The organism is Dickeya sp. NCPPB 3274 (assembly GCF_000406205.1).
Lineage (GTDB): Bacteria > Pseudomonadota > Gammaproteobacteria > Enterobacterales > Enterobacteriaceae > Dickeya > Dickeya fangzhongdai.
Genome location: NZ_CM001979.1, coordinates 3538763 through 3555829, shown reverse-complemented (window position 1 = coordinate 3555829; position 17067 = coordinate 3538763). Strand labels below are relative to the sequence as shown.

Below are 17067 nucleotides of genomic sequence, written 5' to 3'. Positions count from 1 at the left end.
CGTATCTGGGGGTTATCCCGGTAGAGCGTCGTTCAGGCACCTCGGTACGTGGCAGGGCCAGGTTGTCGAAAATAGGGCCGCCCGCTATCCGGGCAAAGCTGTATATGGGAGCGATAGCGGCCATCAGTCACAATCATCATGTGAAGGCGCAATACGAGCGACTGTTGCTAAAAGGCAAGGCAAAGATGCTGGCGATAGGCGCGGCGATGAGGAAACTGGTCCATCTGTGTTATGGCGTGCTGCATACGCAGCAGCGGTATGACAAGAATTATGGGTTGGTAGCCAGTTGAAATACTTGACTGGCAACACGGTTACTCAGCGCCGCCTCTCCTTGACCTCTGGCTGATGGCTAAACTGTGCCGCTGACGCGGTTCCTTCGGCGTTTGCCTTCGCTGTTCGGGCCACCCGTGACGCGGTTACTCGCCCCATCACTGGGGTTCGCCCTACGGGCCAGCGTAAACGCTGTTCAAAAACGTTCCCGACGTTTTTGTCCGGCGCGGCACGGGCTTTCGCGACGTCCTGTCGCTCACCCGGCGAAGTCGCCCGCCTCAGCACAGTTTTAACGCCGGAAAACCCATTCACCTGATACTTAAATTGTTTTGTCAACAGCCTCAAACAGCGCAATACCATTTGATGACTAAAAACAGGGCAGGGCGCACCGTTATAGGGCGTTCTGTCGTTCCTCCTCCGGGTGTTACGCCCATTCCTGCCGCATGCTTCCGCTGTTTTTCCCGTCCGTTCGCCGGTTTCGCCGTGCTGGCATGACCCTTGCTTGTATAGACAAGATTATAACACTTGCGGTCCATCGCTTTTTCTTTTCCTGACAGGAGCAGAAACATGAGTACAGCATCAGGTCGTACCGGTTGGAAAATCTCGTTGATGGCAGTTTGTCTGGCCGCCGCCGTTTCCGCACAGGCAGAAGAAACGCCGGTGGCTATCGGCATTTCCGGCTGGACCGGCTTCGCTCCGCTGACGCTGGCGGACAAGGCCGGCATTTTCCAAAAGCATGGACTGAAAGTCGATCTGAAAATGATCCCGCAGAAGGACCGCCATCTGGCGGTGGCGTCCGGTGCGATTCAATGCGCCGCCACCACGGTGGAAACCTACGTGTCCTGGGCAGCCAGCGGCGTGATGCTCAAACAGATCGTCCAGCTCGACAAATCGTATGGCGCTGACGGACTGGCGGTGCGTAACGGTATCGCCAGCGTGCGCGACCTGAAGGGCAAAACCATCGGCGTGGATGCGCCCGGCACCTCGCCGTATTTCGCGCTGGCGTGGATTCTGGATAAAAACGGCATGAGCCTGAAAGACGTAAAAGTGGCGACGTTGTCGCCGCAGGCCGCGGCGCAGGCGTTCGTCGCCGGGCAGAACGACGCCGCCATGAGTTACGAGCCTTATCTGTCCTCCGTGCGTCAGCAGCCGGACAAAGGGAAAATTCTGGTTACGACGCTGGATTACCCGATGGTGATGGACACCCTCGGTTGCACGCCCGCGTTCCTGCAACAGCACCCGCAGGTAGGGAAAGCGCTGGTGGAGAGCTATTTTGACGCGCTGGAGATGATCAAAGCCCAGCCGGACAAAGCCTACGACATCATGGGCGCGGCGGTGAAATCCAGCGGTAAGGAGTTCGCCCAGTCGGCTCAGTACCTGCGTTGGCAGGACCGTGAACAAAACCGCGCCTTCTTCAGCGGCGAAATCGCCACCTTCAGTCAGGAGGCGGCCAAACTGCTGCTGGAGGCCAAAGTTATCCGCCAGAAGCCGGATATTTCCGCGCTGTATGACGCCAGCTACGTGAAGTAACCGATGAAGGAGACGGACATGAGCAGTCTCACCCGAGCGGCGACGTTAGCCCCGGCGGCGTTGCCGGAAGCGCCGACGCGCGTGCATAACCCACTGATGGTGCCGCTGCGCCCGGTATCGACGCGCCTGCGCTGGACGCTCGGCATCGGTTTCTTCGTGCTGTTTATCGGCTTGTGGTCGCTGGTGACGTTCAGCGGCGCGGTATCCGTCACCTTTTTGGCTGACCCGCTGACCATGTTGCATGAAGGCGTGCTGCTGTTTACCGATTACGGCTTTCAGCAGGACATCGGCATGACGGTGATGCGTGTGGTGGCCGGTTTTCTGCTGGCGGCGCTGATTGGGGTGCCGCTCGGCATCCTGATGGGGGCGTATAAACTGGTGGAAGCGTTCTTCGAACCGTTTGTGTCGTTCTGCCGCTATCTGCCTGCGTCGGCGTTCGTGCCGCTGTTGATCCTGTGGGCCGGTATTGGCGAGATGCAGAAGATCCTGGTGATTTTTATCGGTTCTTTCTTCCAGATTGTGCTGATGGTGGCGGTCAGCGTCGGCAGCGCCCGCCGCGATCTGGTCGAAGCCGCCTATACGCTCGGTTGTTCCAGCCGCAGCGTGGTCACCCGGGTGCTGATCCCCGGCGCCGCGCCGGATATCGCCGAGCTATTGCGACTGGTGCTGGGCTGGGCCTGGACCTACGTGATCGTCGCCGAGCTGATCGGCGCGTCGAGCGGCATCGGCCACATGATTGTCGACAGTCAGGCGCTGCTCAACACCGGGCAAATCATCTTCGGCATTATCGTTATCGGGGTGATTGGGCTGCTGTCCGACTTCCTGTTCAAGGCCGCCAACCGTCGTTTATTCGCCTGGAGCATACGATGAAATACAGCAAACTGACCATTCGTCAGGTGGAGCGGGTGTTCACCGGCCCGCACGGGGAGGCGATCCCGGCGCTGCAGCCCATCGACTATCAGGTGCATGAAAACGACTTCGTCACCATTTTGGGGCCGTCCGGCTGCGGCAAGTCGACCTTGCTGCGCATCATCGCCGGGCTGGATGCGCCGACCCGCGGCGAGGTGTGGCTGGACGGCGCGCTGGTGGACGGCCCCGGCGCCGATCGCGGCATGGTGTTCCAGAGCTACACCCTGTTTCCGTGGCTGACGGTGCGCGAGAACATCTGTTTCGGTTTGCAGGAGCGCGGCATCAGCAAGGCGCAGCAGCGTGAACGCAGCGATTATTATCTGCATCAGGTTGGGCTGCACGGATTCGAACACCACTATCCGCGCCAGCTTTCCGGCGGCATGCAGCAGCGCACCGCCATTGCCCGCGCGCTGGCTAACGACCCGAAAGTGCTGCTGATGGACGAGCCGTTCGGCGCGCTGGATAACCAGACCCGCGTCATGATGCAGGAACTGCTGTTGTCGGTATGGGAGTCGTCGCGCAAGACGGTGCTGTTTGTCACCCACGACATCGACGAGGCGATTTTTATGGCTAACAAGGTGGCGATTTTCAGCGCCCGGCCGGGGCGGATTAAAACCGAAGTGGCGGTGGATTTTCCCTGGCCGAGAGACTATACCCTTAAAACCTCGCCGGAGTTTATGGCGCTGAAAGCGCGGGTGACGGAAGAGATTCGCAGTGAAACCCTGCAGGCGCTGGCGCATTGAGCGACCCGTCTGCCGGGGAGATGCAGGATGAGACATACGTACCGGCTGGATAATGGAACATGCGTCAGCCGGATTTTTTTAGTTCTACTTGTCTATACAGGATTAGATATATGTCACAAACCCGAAACTATTGCCTGACGCCCGGCGCGGTGGACCTCGCCACGCTGCGCGCCATTTATCAGGGAGAGGTTGCCCTGACGCTGGAAGCGCAGGCGCGCGCGGCGGTTGCGGCGGCGCAGGAAACGGTGCAGGGCATTATCCGTCAGGACCGGGTGGTCTATGGCATCAACACCGGTTTTGGCAAGTTGGCCCAGACCCGCATTCCGGCGGACCGGCTGGCGGAGCTGCAACGCAATCTGGTGCTGTCGCACAGCGTGGGCATCGGCGACCTGCTGCCGGATGACGTGCTGCGTCTGGTGATGGCGACCAAAGTCATCAGCCTGGCGCGCGGACATTCCGGGGTACGGTTGCAGGTGATCGATACCTTGCTGGCGCTGTTCAACGCCGGGGTGATGCCCTGCATTCCGGAGAAAGGCTCGGTAGGCGCCAGCGGCGATCTGGCGCCGCTGGCGCATCTGTCGCTACTGCTGCTGGGAGAAGGGCAGGCGCGGGTCGACGGCGCGCTGATCCCGGCGGCCGATGGGCTGGCGCGGGCCGGCGTCGAACCGCTGGTGCTGGGGCCGAAAGAGGGGCTGGCGCTGCTCAACGGCACCCAGGTATCCACCGCGCTGGCGCTGCGCGGGCTGTTCGAGGGCGAGAAAGTGTTTGCCGCCGGGCTGGTGGCCGGCGCGTTGTCGCTGGAAGCGATCAAAGGCTCGGTGAAGCCGTTTGACGCCCGTATCCATCAGGCGCGCGGCCAACAAGGACAGATTGCGGTGGCGTCGGCGGTCAGCGCATTGCTGATGGACAGCGAAATTTTGCAGTCGCACGTCAACTGCGGCCGGGTGCAGGACCCGTACTCCATTCGCTGCGTGCCGCAGGTCATGGGCGCGTGTCTGGACAACCTACAGCACGCCGCCCGCGTGTTGCGCATCGAAGCCAACGCCGCATCGGATAATCCGCTGGTGTTTCCGGAAACCGACGAGGTGATCTCCGGCGGCAATTTCCACGCCGAACCGGTGGCGTTCGCCGCCGACATCATCGCGCTGGCGGTGGCGGAGATCGGCGCGATTTCCGAACGGCGTATGGCGCTGCTGCTCGATAGCACGCTGTCCGGGCTGCCGCCGTTTCTGGTTAACGACGGCGGCGTCAACTCCGGCTTCATGATCGCCCAGGTAACCGCCGCCGCGCTGGCGTCGGAGAACAAGTCGCTGGCCCATCCCGGCAGCGTGGACAGCCTGCCTACCTCCGCCAATCAGGAAGACCATGTGTCGATGGCGACTTACGCCGCCCGACGTCTCGGCAGCATGTGCTTTAACACCGCCACCGTGGTGGGCATTGAAGCGATGGCCGCCGCGCAGGGTATCGACTTCCATCGTCCGCTGAAAAGCTCGCCGTTGCTGGAGCGGGAACTGGCGCAGGTACGTGAACAGGTCGCGTTTCTGGACCACGACCGCCTGATGGCGACCGATATTGACCTGATGCGCCAGTGGGCCAGCCGTGAGCGCTGGCCGTCCGTCATCACCGCATTATTGCCCAGTTATGCCGCCGAACCGGCGCGCGTTTGATAAGGAATCTGCCATGACCACCTCTTCTTCTTCGACTACTTCTTCTGTTGCCCGCGTCGTGCGCGCGCCGCACGGTACTGAACTGCACTGTGAAAACTGGCTGATCGAAGCCGCCTACCGCATGATCCAGAACAACCTCGACCCGGATGTGGCCGAGCGCCCGGAGGATCTGGTGGTGTACGGCGGCATCGGCAAGGCGGCGCGCAACTGGGCCTGCTTTGACGCCATTCTGGCGAGCCTGCGCCAGCTGAAAGCGGATGAAACCCTGCTGGTGCAGTCCGGCAAGCCGGTGGGGGTGTTTCGCACCCACGCCGACGCCCCCCGGGTGCTGATCGCCAACTCGAATCTGGTGCCGCACTGGGCCACCTGGGAACACTTTCATGAACTGGATAAGGCCGGGTTGATGATGTACGGCCAGATGACCGCCGGATCGTGGATTTACATCGGTGCGCAGGGCATCGTGCAGGGCACTTATGAAACCTTCGCCGAAGCCGGCCGTCAGCACTATCACGGCGACCTGAGCGGTAAATGGATCCTCACCGCCGGTCTCGGCGGCATGGGCGGCGCCCAGCCGCTGGCCGGCGTGCTGGCCGGGGCATCGGTGCTGGCGGTGGAGTGTCAGGAATCCCGCATCGATTTTCGGCTGCGCACCCGCTATCTGGATTATAAAGCCGACAGCATCGACGAGGCGCTGGCGATGATCGCCGATGCCGTCGCGCAGAAGAAAGCCATCTCCGTCGGCCTGCTCGGCAACGCCGCCGAGGTGCTGCCGGAGCTGGTGAAACGCGCCAAAGCCGGTGGCATGAAGCCGGATATCGTCACCGATCAGACCTCCGCCCACGATCCGCTTAACGGCTATCTGCCGGTGGGCTGGAGCGTGGCGCGTTGGCTGGAAGAGCGCGCCGCCAACCCGGATGCGGTGGTGAAAGCCGCCTGCGCCTCGATGGCGGTGCATGTACAGGCGATGCTGGATTTTTGCCACATGGGCGTGCCCACCGTGGATTACGGCAACAATATTCGTCAGCGCGCGTTCGATGAAGGCGTTGGTAATGCCTTTGATTTCCCCGGCTTCGTTCCGGCCTATATCCGCCCGCTGTTTTGCGAAGGCAAGGGACCGTTCCGCTGGGTGGCGCTGTCCGGCGATCCAGAGGACATCTACAAGACCGACGCTAAGCTCAAGGAGCTGTTTCCGGATAATCACCATCTGCACCGCTGGCTGGACATGGCGCGCGAGCGCATCGCTTTTCAGGGGCTGCCGTCGCGCATCTGCTGGTTGGGGCTGGGGGAACGGCATCTGGCCGGGCTGGCGTTCAACGAGATGGTGCGCAACGGTGAGCTGAAAGCGCCGATCGTTATCGGCCGCGATCATCTGGACTGCGGCTCGGTGGCCTCGCCCAACCGGGAAACGGAAGCGATGCAGGACGGTTCGGACGCGGTGTCCGACTGGCCGCTGCTCAACGCGCTGTTGAATACGGCGGGCGGCGCCACCTGGGTCAGCCTGCATCACGGCGGCGGCGTCGGCATGGGCTTCTCTCAGCATGCTGGGATGGTGATCGTCTGCGACGGCAGCGAACAGGCCGATGCCCGGCTGGCGCGGGTGCTGTGGAACGACCCGGCTACCGGGGTGATGCGCCACGCCGATGCGGGTTACGACGTTGCTAAAGCCTGTGCGGCGACGCATCAGCTGAATTTGCCGATGGTGAAGCCGCACGAATGAAGTAAACATCATGCGCTAAAAAAGGGCGGTCGGCAGACCGCTCTACCGTGATCGGCTACGGAGGTGCCGCGCTACCGCAGGGTTTTTTTATAGATCAGGCTCGCTATTCCGCCGATATCTTTGCGGGAATCCAGAACGAAACCGTTTTTTTCATACAGACGCTGGGCGGCGGTCTGCGCTTCGGCGGTGTCCAGAATAATGGATCGGGCGCCGCCGATGCCCTGCGCAAACGCGAATAGCTGATCCAAAATCGCCTGAGCGATGCCGTCCCGCCTAAACCCGGCGGCCACCCGCATTCGTTTAATCTCGCAAACCGAGTCGGACAGCAGGCGGATCGCCCCCATGCCAATCACCTTTTCCGACGCTGTTTCCGTCGTGACGGCGACGAGAAAACGGGCGCGGTGTTGAGGGTAGTGCTCGGCAATGGCGTATAAATCGGCGTCCAGCGACGTATCAGGAGACAGCGAGCCGCTTTCCCGCAGGCCGGCGAAATGCAAGGCGATAACCTGTTCGCTATCCGCAGGCTGTATTTCTCTGATCGAAAACATGGTCTTTCTCCCGGTTAATGTGCGGTGGCCGTTATCGGGCGTGATAGCGCTGAACCCGGCGGTGTCTGCACCGATGCGCTTGGGTATAAGCCGGCACGGGCAAAAGTGGATAAGACAATGATATGGTGCCCGGTGTGTGGTTTTGTAGTAATGATTTGTTATTCATAACACTTTTTATATACCGTCATACTTCAAGTCGCAGGTACGTTGGCTGCATTACTCGGCCCATCCCTGGGCCTCGCCCCTTCGGGGCCGCGGTAAACCGCGTTCAACGCTGCTCCCGGCAGCGTTGTCGCTCACCCCAGTCACTTACTTGAGTAAGCTCCTGGGGATTCACTCGGCTGCCGCGTTACAAGGCTTATTCTGAGCCTTGCCCTAAAGGGCCAACGCGTAGCGTTGTTCAACACGCCAGCGTGTTGTCCTGCAACTCGAATTATTTTGGGTATATCAACGACAGCAGGCAGGAATTATCATAATGCAGCAGGTTTTCTTTCCGGCTACGGTGTTGCGTGGCGCCGGAGTCAGTCAACAGTTGAGCGGGATTTGCGCCCGTCTCGGGAGTCGGGTGTTGGTCGCGGGAGGGCATCAGGCACTGGCGGCGGCGCAGACTCTGATTATCGAACAACTGCGGCAGGCCGGTGTGACGCTGACCGCGGTGGAGTGGTCTGGCGAGCAGTGCAGCGTCAGTCAGATTGAACGGCTGTGCGCGCGGGTACGCGAAACCGACAGCGATCTGTTACTGGCGGTAGGCGGCGGCAAGGCGCTGGATACCGGTAAAGCGGTGGCGTTCCAGTGCGGCATTCCGGTGGTGACGTTGCCGACGATTGCCGCGACCTGCGCCGCCGTGACGCCGCTGTCGGTTCGCTACTACGACGACGGTCATTTCCACGATTTGCACCACCTGCTGGTAGCGCCGGCGGCGGTGGTGATCGACAGTGCACTGTTGGCGCGCGCGCCGTTGCGCTGGCTGGCCGCCGGGCTGGGGGATACGCTGGCGAAGTGGTATGAATTTCGCGCTATCGATAACGGCGGCAACGACAGCGGTTTTGCCGCGTCGTCGCGCGCCAACAGCGAAATCTGCTTTCGGTTGATCGAACAGTACGGCGAGGAAGCCTGCCGCGCCGTGACGGCCGGGCAGCACAACGACGCGCTCGATCAGGTACTGGACGCTATCTTCCTGTTCGCCGGGCTGACCTCGCTGATGGCCAGCGGCGCGCACGCGGCGGCGGCCCATGCGTTGTACGAAGGATTTACCGTCTGCGACAAGACCCGCGAATTCGGCCACGGCCTGCTGGTCGGCTTCGGCAATCTGTGCCTGCTGGCGCTGGAGCAGCGCAGCGATGAAGAACTGCTGGCGGCGATTCGGCTGGCTCAGGCCTGTGCGGTGCCGTTGACGCTGGCGGCGATCTGCCCGGATTTGTCGGAAGCGGAGCTGACGGCGATCGTTCGCGCATCGGTTGATGCGCCGGATATGGCAACGATGCCGTTTACTGTGACGGAGCAGCAGGTGCGTCAGGCGATACGCCGGGTAGAGGCACTGGCGGCTCGTGTGGCGGGGTAACCCGCGGCGCGGAGACGTGAGGTGCGTGAAGACGCTTATCCCCGCACTCAAAAAACGAAAAAGCGGCGTCAGGTCGGCCATTGGCTGGCGGCCTGGCGTCTCCTGACGCCGGTCTTCTTATCGGCCGAGTGCCCTAAACACCACGCCCCTCAGTACGCCGCGGCGACATGCCCGAGCGCGTCATTGATTGCAGATAATCGGTACGAAACCGTACCCGGCCGCAGGTATTATGGCAAATTGGATTGATACCGTTAATCGACCGGGTAAATTCCGGTTGACAGCCATTCTAGTTTAATGGAAATTAAATCTATTATGATGGAAAATGAACCGCCATATCGTGACGATGCCAGCGCTGGCGTTAACGAACGTATCGCCCGCCGGGTACGCGAGCTGCGGGCTGCACAGGGTTACACGCTTGACGCGCTCGCTGCCCGCTGCGGCGTCAGCCGCTCGATGATTTCTCTGGTTGAGCGTGGTGCAACCAGCCCAACAGCGGTCGTGCTGGAGAAACTTGCCGCCGGACTTGGCGTAACGCTGGCCAGCCTGTTTGGCGGCGAACGCGAGGGGGCGACGGCGCAGCCGCTGGTACCGCGCGCCCGGCAGTCCCAATGGCGAGATCCTGATTCCGGATACGTGCGGCGAAACCTCTCTCCGCCAGGCTGGCCATCGCCTATCCAGATGGTTGAGGTGGATTTCCCGCCCGGCGTCCGTGTGGCTTACGAGACGGGAGGGCGCGACCGGGCATGGCAGCAGCAGGTTTGGGTAATCGAGGGGCGTATCGACGTCATGCTTGGCGATCAACTCTATCTGTTGCACGAGGGCGACTGTTTGGCCATGAGGGTGGATCAGCCGCTTGTGTACAGTAATCCCACTTCTCAGCCCGCACGCTACCTAGTGGTTATTTGCGACGAGCCTGTTTTAGCCGGTACGAGGAGTGCCTGATTTCTTCAATCAACAGGAATTTCATAATGAATGCATCAGCAATGAATGATGATGTGCGCCTGATCGACTGCGACGAAGCCGAGCATGCGTCGGCTATTCTGGCAATTCTGAATGAGGCCATCGTCAATTCAACGGCGCTGTACGACTATGTTCCCCGGCCTGCGCAGGCGATGGCCGCCTGGTTTAACGCAAAGCGCGCCGGCGGTTTTCCCGTGGTAGGGGCGGTCGATACTTCAGGTCAATTGCTGGGCTTCGCCAGTTGGGGCACGTTTCGTGCCTTCCCGGCTTACAAGTATACGGTGGAACACAGCGTGTATGTCCATCATGCACATCGGGGCCGCGGACTTGGCAAAATTCTGTTGAATGAACTGATCCGGCGTGCGCACGAAGCGCAATTGCACGTTCTGGTGGGCTGCATCGATGCCGCCAATTCCGCCAGTATCGGGTTACACACCCAGTTGGGTTTTACCCATGCAGGTACTTTCATGCAGGTTGGGTTTAAGTTCGGCCACTGGCTGGACGCGGCGTTTTATCAGCTCAACCTGGATACGCCCGCGCAGCCACAGGACAACTAAAGCCTATCCCCATAAGGGCTAATTGACTTGCTACTTTGGACCTGGCGGTGCCCGAAATCCTCAGGTACTGCCTGTATGCTCCGGTTTACTCGCTACGCTCGCCCGCTGGGCCGGACAATTGCGTTGTCCGTTCAACATGCGGTGGGGAAACGGCGTCGGCCTGAATAAAAAAGACCGGGCGCGTAGCCCGGTCTTGTCTGGTTGATACGCCAGGAAGCCCGTGTTGTGTTACAACCGGTCAGACGACCCTGTCAGAGTTTGGTCACGTCCGAACGGCTAACCTTGCAGTTGGCGGTGTCCCATTGATCATCTTTGCTGTACTTGGGCGATTCACCTTCGCCTTTCTGAACGCCCTTGTACTCTTCGCAAATCTTCGGGGTACCTGGTTTATAGTTTTTGATCTTGATGTTTTTAAGGGTTGCTACATCACCGTAGTTACGGTTGACCCCAGCAATACTGCCAATGGTGCCATTGACAATCAGTCCGTCAACGTTCAGGAAACGGGGACCGCCGTTGTTGGTGCAGTCACCGCAGGAACGCCACAACTTCCCGTGTTCACCGGTCAGAGTGAAGTTGCCTTTTACCACCGTGGTGCTGTTTTTGGCGTTTTGCTGCAACACCTTGTCCGGCTTGCCGCCGTAACCATTTTTGGCGTTATGCGCGATCCCGCCGATGATGGTCATGGTTTTACCGTTATTGGTTGCGGCATCTTCGCAGATGTCTTCCCAGATCACGTTTTCAATGGTGCAGTTGCCGCTTTCACAGTGAATGCCGTCCGCGCCGCCGGAGGCGGAAATACGCAGGTTTTTCACCGAGGCGTTTTTCAGAATGATCAGCGGTTTTTGTTTATCGCTGTCATTCGGGCAGGAGGTGCCGATGGTCACGCCGCCGCAGTCCACATTACGGTTTTCGAATGTGGCGCCCGGCTTACACTCGGAACTGGCTTTCGCTGCGCGCAGCGGGCCGGCGTTCGGTGCGGTGGTCACGGCATTCGATACCGTCTGGCTTTGCGTATCGCTGACCACATCCACCCAGTACCAGTAATTGACGCCGCTATTGGTGTCGGCATCTTTAAAGGTACGGGTTTCCGCGTCCAGCACGGCGATACGTTCACGCAGGTCAGGATTGCTGGTGGTGCCGCGATAAACTTCCTGACGCGCCACTTTACTTTCGTCGGTAGACCAGCCCAGATAATTAACATCGCTTTTCTGGGTCATCATCAGAGTGGTTTGGGCGGCGAATGAAGGTGCCGCCAGAGTGAGTGCACACAGAGGTATTACATACTTAAACATACAATCTCCTTGTAAATCCCACAGGTATTGACTCTCATTCAGTTGAGAGAAATAAATAAAAGCGGGTACTTCCTGAATGTATCGAGATTACTATAGAGCAAAAAATAAAAAGGGCGAGAAAAATAAACCGCTGTTTTGAAAATTAACCTGATGTGAATATCATCTATTTTATTTTCTAATTTTGAAAAGAGAGTTGTGTCATTTTTATTTATGAAACATTCGTAATATTGTAAAAATGAATGTGACAAGGATCCAATTTTTATAGTTAACTGATTGATTTTTGTTCCATTGCAAGAGCAGGGAAGAGAATAACTATGTGTTTGGTCGGCTTTATGATAATACCGTCGTGCAGTTTATTCAGTGGTAATCGTAATGTGAATGATTTGTTTATTTTTGATGGTTCGACTGGCAGGCAGCGGCTATTACGTCGGCTGGAGGAAGCCAGGCACCGGATGAAAGAAACCCTGACGGCATACGTGCGGCCATGCCGGAAGCAAAGGATGGCAACGTGTCTGCAACGCGAAAAACGACAGGTATATTCAGATATGCCGCTTTGCCGCTGAATAGGCATTTATAGGGGTTATGCCCTAAATAATTCGAGTTGCGGAAAGGCGGCAACCGAGTGAATCCGCAAAAGATGACAACAAGTCAGCAACTGAGAAAAACGACAGGTACAGCCAGACATACCGCTTTGCAACTTGAATAGGCATTGATAGGGGTTAGGCACGTTTTAATAGGGATGTCTGTGATGATGATAAATAAGGCTGCTTTCTGTGCGTTGATTGCCGTAGTGTTGTCGGGATGTGGCGGCAGAGAGCCGACCGAGCAGGATATTCGGCACGCCGTTGACGATATGGTGGCTCAAACTAATCAGGAAATTAAAAAAAAAGTCGGTACGCTTTTTAATGATGAGATGGTGCTTAAAATCAATTCGTTAAAAAAGCTGAATTGCATCAGAAGTGAAAATAAAGGCTATCAATGCAATGTCGATCTGGATATGTCATTACCACTGGTTGGAAACAAAAAAGAGATCGTCAATTTTACTTTTATTCAGGATGACGGTTCGTGGAAGCTGATTAAATAATTCGTGCCTTTCCTGATAAGCATCCCCGGCGTATTGCCGGGGATGCCCTGATATTATCCCAGCATCTTTTCCACGCAGCGTTTGAATACCTGCACGCCGGTTTCCAGCGACGATAATTCAAAATGCATGTCCGGATGGTGCAGCCCCGGTTTGAGATTGGTGCCCAGCCCCCAGAAGCCAGCTTTAATCTGCGGTTTGAGGCGCGGATAGAAGAAGAAGTCTTCTCCGCCTGCGGTGCTCTTGGGCGCGGTCAGACCGGCTTCGCCCAGCACATCCACGATAGCCGCGCTGATGAGCGCGGTGGCGTCGTCATGAATATCCGCCGCCGGAATCTCTTTTAGCAGTTTGATCTCGGCCGTCGCGCCGTAAGCCGCCGCGCTGTACTCAATGGCGCGGATCACTTTTGCTTTCAGCTCGTCCATTGCGTCATTCCGCGACGAACGCAGGTCCCAGCATACCGTGGCGTTATCAGGAATGGAGTTGGTCACGCCGGCGTCGCACAGAAAACGGGTAGCCTTGGCGCTCCAGGTCAGGTGCGGCGCCAGCGGAACCGCCTTCACCGCCATGACGGCGTTGGCGGCGGCTTCCAGCGCGTTCACGCCCAGATGCGGCCGCGCGCCGTGCGCCGGTTGGCCGTGAAAGGTGACTTCCAGCGTGCTGCTGGCGGAATAGTGCATTGCCGGTATCGCCTCGCCCAGCAGGCACTCTTCCACCGGGCGCAGGTGAAAGCCGAGGATCATGTCCACGTCGTCAATGGCGCCGCCTTCCACCATGGCGATGGCGCCGGTACCCAGCTCTTCGGCGGGCTGAAACAGGATCTTCAGCCGTCCTTTTTTCACCACGCCATCGTGTATCAGTTCCTGAGCGGCGGTCAGCACCACCGACGAGTGGGCGTCGTGTCCGCAGGTGTGGCGGGCGCAGAACTCGCCGTCAATGATGTGACCCAATGCATCCATATCGGCGCGCAACGCCAGCACCGGGCCGGGCGCGCCGCTGTTCAGTGCCGCCACGATGCCGGTGGTGCCGTTGACGCCGCGGGTGAGGCGGTAGCCCGCGGCTTCCAGTTGCGCGGCCAGATAATCGGAGGTCTTGAATTCCTGGAATCCCAGTTCCGGAATGGTGTGCAGGTAACGATAGTGATCGAATACGTTGGACATAACGTCCCTCTTGGTGTTCGTCAAAATGATGGTCAGACCGCGGGGAACACCGCCTGAATGCAGATTCAGTCGGTGCACGCAGTCGACATCAGCAGCAAGAGTTATGCCAGATGAACGCGATGTGCGATGGATGCGATGCCGGATAAATAGGAACCATAGTCGATAAGGAACACGGTCCGGCGCGCGATCCCAGTTGCCGGCGCGAGTTATTCACCGTGCGTTGCCGGCATGATAAACCCCCTTTCGCCAGCAGGTAACGCCATGCCCTATCAGGGCGTCTATCCTCACCGAACGGGGGCATTGCCTGCACCTGACAGGTGCCTGTTGGGATAGGCGTCAGTGCATATCGGGAACGGAGGCGTCGGCGTTGATACGCAGACCCTCGGCGTCGAACACCAGACAGTGAACGGCGTCGAAACCGACGGTAATCGCCTGCCAGGGGCGGAACTGTACGTCGCCGGGCAGCAGGATTTTGACGCCATCGTGGCCGTAGCACTGGCCGAACAGGTAGGTATTGTTGCCCAGCCGTTCCACCACTTCGCACTGAAAGGCCAGCGTGGCTTGATGCGATGGTTGGATGCCAAGATGCTCGGGGCGAATCCCCAGCGTGATGGCGTCGCCGGGCTGTAGCGGCGTAGTCTCGATGTCCAGCGTCAGCGTTTTATCCGCCGTCAGCGTCACGGTCAACTGATGCGGCTGCCAGGCGACGACGGTCGCGGGTAGGAAATTCATCTTGGGCGAGCCGATAAAACCGGCGACGAAACGGTTGACCGGGTTGTAGTACAGCGCCATCGGCGAGCCGGTTTGCTCCACCTTGCCGTTGTTCATCACCACGATTTTATCGGCCAGCGTCATCGCCTCCACCTGGTCGTGGGTGACATACACCATAGTGGTTTTCAGCTCCTGATGCAGCTTGGCGATGTGCAGGCGCATGTCGACCCGCAGTTCGGCGTCGAGGTTGGAGAGCGGTTCGTCGAACATGAACACCTTCGGATTGCGCACGATGGCGCGACCGATGGCGACGCGCTGGCGCTGGCCGCCGGACAGCTGTTTAGGCTTGCGGTCCAGCAGGTGGGACAACTGCAAGGTTTTAGCGACCATTTCGACCTGATGGCGAATCTCCGCCTTCGGCACCTTGTTGACCTTAAGCCCGTAGCCCATATTTTCCGCCACCGTCATGTGCGGGTAGAGCGCGTAGGACTGAAACACCATCGCCACGCCGCGGTGGGCCGGCGCGACGTCATTCATCACTTCGTCATCAATCAGAATTTTGCCATCGCTAATCTCTTCCAAACCGGCGATCATCCGCAGCAACGTGGACTTGCCGCAGCCGGAAGGCCCGACAAACACCGCGAATTCACCCGCCTGGATATCCAGATTGATATTGTGCAGCGTTTCAGTTTTGCCAAAGCGTTTGGTGACATTTTTTAAGCATATGCTGGACATCCGTTTTTCCTCAACGGGTTATCAATACGGTGACCGCAGGGGCGGGCCGGGTAGCGCTGATGAATGAATGTACTACGTATAACAAATATTGCGGGTCAATCTGACAGCGCTTTTACGTTGAGATGACTATAACCACCTTGTTTTTAGCGCCCTATCGGCACGTTTCATTTCTGCAATTGTGATCACACAATAGTCACTTTCCTGTCGTCATATCCCCATCGTTAGCGTAGCGTATAACATCATCGTTGGTGAAAAACTGGGTGTTTAAAGCCCTATAAAATCAGCCACGATGTTTTTGTTAATGCGAAGTGCCAGGTTTTTTGCTTAAAAATGTTATACCTTCACATGAGGTCGATAATGAAAACCAAAACGCTTACCGCCCTATTTCTCTCCGCCACCGCTGCCGGCCAGCTGGCGGCCTTTCCGGTACATGCCGCGCAGCAGCTGACCGTTTGGGAAGATATCCGGAAATCGGATGGCATCAAGGACGCCATCGGGGATTTCGAAAAACAGTACAACGTCAAAGTGAACCTGCAGGAAATGCCGTATGCCCAGCAGCTGGAAAAACTGCGGCTGGACGGCCCGGCGGGCATCGGCCCCGACGTGCTGGTGATCCCCAACGATCAACTGGGCGGTGCGGTGGTGCAGGGGCTGATTGCGCCGCTGAAACTCGATCAGGCGGCGCAAGACAGCTTCACCGATGCGTCGATGGCGGCATTTCGCATGAACAACCAGGTGTACGGCCTGCCGAAAGCGGTGGAAACCCTGGTGCTGATTTACAACAAGGATCAGGTGAGCAAACCGCTGGCCAGCCTGCAGGAGTGGTATGACTTTTCCCGGCAGCAGCAGGCGCAGAATAAGTTCGGGCTGCTGGCGAAGTTTGATCAGATTTACTACAGCTGGGGTGCGATCGGGCCGATGGGCGGCTACATCTTCGGCAAAGATGACAAAGGCTTCGGCAAAAACGACAAAGGCGGTCTCAACCCGTTGGATATCGGCCTGAACACGCCGGGCGCGGTGGACGCGGTAACGCTGCTGCGTAAGTTTTACGCCGACAAGCTGTTCCCGGCGGGGATCATCGGTGATAACGGGCTGAACGCCATCGATTCGCTGTTCACCGAGAAAAAAGCGGCGGCGGTTATCAACGGCCCCTGGGCGTTCCAGCCCTATGAAGCCGCCGGCATTCACTACGGCGTGGCGCCGCTGCCGCTGCTGCCGGACGGCAAACCGATGAGCTCGTTCCTGGGCGTGAAAGGGTATGTGGTCTCGACCTGGAGTAAGGACAACGCGCTGGCGCAACGGTTTATCGAATTCATCAACCAGCCGCGCTATGTGAAGGTTCGCTATCAACGCACCGGCGAGATCCCGCCGCAAAAAAGCATGATTGACGATCCGCTGATTAAAAACGACGAGAAAGCCAGCGCGGTCGCCATCCAGGCAGCCAGAGCCGTGCCGATGCCGGGCATTCCGGAAATGGGCGAAGTCTGGGGGCCGGCCAACGCGGCGCTGGAGCTGAGCATGACCGGCAAGCAGGAGCCGAAAGCGGCGCTCGATAACGCCGTGAAGCAAATCAAGATGCAGGTCGAAGCGATGCAGGCCAGCAATCAGTAATAACCGCCATCCGTT

The 17067-nt window shown here is 58.6% G+C and carries 15 protein-coding genes; 11 read left to right on the top strand and 4 right to left on the bottom strand.

Annotated features, from left to right (window positions below; genetic code table 11):
• From DXX3274_RS15830 to hutU, 6 genes are all read left to right on the top strand, one after another.
• The coding region (locus tag DXX3274_RS15830; RefSeq protein WP_152495312.1) for a transposase at positions 1 to 290 on the top strand (290 nt) is incomplete at its 5' end.
• A 547-nt stretch (positions 291 to 837) separates the two neighbouring features.
• Positions 838 to 1800, top strand: coding sequence for an ABC transporter substrate-binding protein (locus DXX3274_RS15825; RefSeq protein WP_042860591.1), 963 nt, complete (start codon positions 838 to 840; stop codon positions 1798 to 1800).
• 18 nt (positions 1801 to 1818) lie between these two features.
• Positions 1819 to 2670, top strand: a complete 852-nt coding sequence (locus tag DXX3274_RS15820; RefSeq protein WP_042860590.1) for an ABC transporter permease — start codon at positions 1819 to 1821, stop codon at positions 2668 to 2670.
• Positions 2667 to 3452: an ABC transporter ATP-binding protein gene (locus DXX3274_RS15815; RefSeq protein ID WP_039691022.1), complete on the top strand. Its 786-nt coding sequence runs from the start codon at positions 2667 to 2669 to the stop codon at positions 3450 to 3452. Before DXX3274_RS15820 ends, DXX3274_RS15815 begins: the two co-directional genes overlap by 4 nt.
• Before the next feature lie 110 nt (positions 3453 to 3562).
• On the top strand, positions 3563 to 5119 hold the full coding sequence (gene hutH / locus DXX3274_RS15810; RefSeq protein WP_042860589.1) for a histidine ammonia-lyase: 1557 nt from the start codon (positions 3563 to 3565) through the stop codon (positions 5117 to 5119).
• Between the two features lie 13 nt (positions 5120 to 5132).
• Positions 5133 to 6836, top strand: a complete 1704-nt coding sequence (gene hutU / locus DXX3274_RS15805; protein WP_042860588.1) for a urocanate hydratase — start codon at positions 5133 to 5135, stop codon at positions 6834 to 6836.
• Between the two features lie 71 nt (positions 6837 to 6907).
• Here hutU and DXX3274_RS22425 read toward each other — a convergent pair whose 3' ends face one another.
• Positions 6908 to 7384: a GNAT family N-acetyltransferase gene (locus DXX3274_RS22425; protein WP_050569891.1), complete on the bottom strand. Its 477-nt coding sequence runs from the start codon at positions 7382 to 7384 to the stop codon at positions 6908 to 6910.
• A 472-nt stretch (positions 7385 to 7856) separates the two neighbouring features.
• On the opposite strand from DXX3274_RS22425, the gene DXX3274_RS15795 reads away from it, so the two are divergent.
• The 3 genes from DXX3274_RS15795 to DXX3274_RS15785 all read left to right on the top strand — a co-directional run bounded on the left by DXX3274_RS15795 (position 7857) and on the right by DXX3274_RS15785 (position 10462).
• The gene (locus DXX3274_RS15795; protein ID WP_084478810.1) at positions 7857 to 8945 is read left to right on the top strand and encodes an iron-containing alcohol dehydrogenase family protein; all 1089 of its coding nucleotides are present in this window, start codon (positions 7857 to 7859) and stop codon (positions 8943 to 8945) included.
• 312 nt (positions 8946 to 9257) lie between these two features.
• Positions 9258 to 9887, top strand: a complete 630-nt coding sequence (locus tag DXX3274_RS15790) for a helix-turn-helix domain-containing protein (protein WP_042860585.1) — start codon at positions 9258 to 9260, stop codon at positions 9885 to 9887.
• A 26-nt stretch (positions 9888 to 9913) separates the two neighbouring features.
• Positions 9914 to 10462 carry a GNAT family N-acetyltransferase gene (locus DXX3274_RS15785; RefSeq protein WP_038667132.1) on the top strand — a complete coding sequence of 183 codons (549 nt, stop codon included), beginning with the start codon at positions 9914 to 9916 and terminating at the stop codon, positions 10460 to 10462.
• Between the two features lie 251 nt (positions 10463 to 10713).
• Here the strand turns inward: DXX3274_RS15785 and pelI are convergent, their stop codons facing one another.
• Complete coding sequence (gene pelI, locus DXX3274_RS15780) at positions 10714 to 11754, bottom strand: pectate lyase PelI (protein WP_042860584.1); 1041 nt, start codon at positions 11752 to 11754, stop codon at positions 10714 to 10716.
• A 748-nt stretch (positions 11755 to 12502) separates the two neighbouring features.
• On the opposite strand from pelI, the gene DXX3274_RS15775 reads away from it, so the two are divergent.
• The gene (locus tag DXX3274_RS15775) at positions 12503 to 12838 is read left to right on the top strand and encodes a hypothetical protein (protein WP_238556052.1); all 336 of its coding nucleotides are present in this window, start codon (positions 12503 to 12505) and stop codon (positions 12836 to 12838) included.
• Between the two features lie 53 nt (positions 12839 to 12891).
• Here DXX3274_RS15775 and DXX3274_RS15770 read toward each other — a convergent pair whose 3' ends face one another.
• Together DXX3274_RS15770 and DXX3274_RS15765 are read right to left on the bottom strand one after the other, a co-directional pair.
• Positions 12892 to 13995: a M20 peptidase aminoacylase family protein gene (locus DXX3274_RS15770; protein WP_042860583.1), complete on the bottom strand. Its 1104-nt coding sequence runs from the start codon at positions 13993 to 13995 to the stop codon at positions 12892 to 12894.
• 336 nt (positions 13996 to 14331) lie between these two features.
• Complete coding sequence (locus tag DXX3274_RS15765) at positions 14332 to 15441, bottom strand: ABC transporter ATP-binding protein (protein ID WP_042860582.1); 1110 nt, start codon at positions 15439 to 15441, stop codon at positions 14332 to 14334.
• A 357-nt stretch (positions 15442 to 15798) separates the two neighbouring features.
• Here DXX3274_RS15765 and DXX3274_RS15760 point away from each other — a divergent pair, with 357 nt between their 5' ends.
• Entirely contained in the window at positions 15799 to 17052 is a 1254-nt protein-coding gene (locus tag DXX3274_RS15760) for an extracellular solute-binding protein (protein ID WP_042860581.1), read from the top strand.
• The last annotated feature ends 15 nt before the right edge of the window (positions 17053 to 17067 follow it).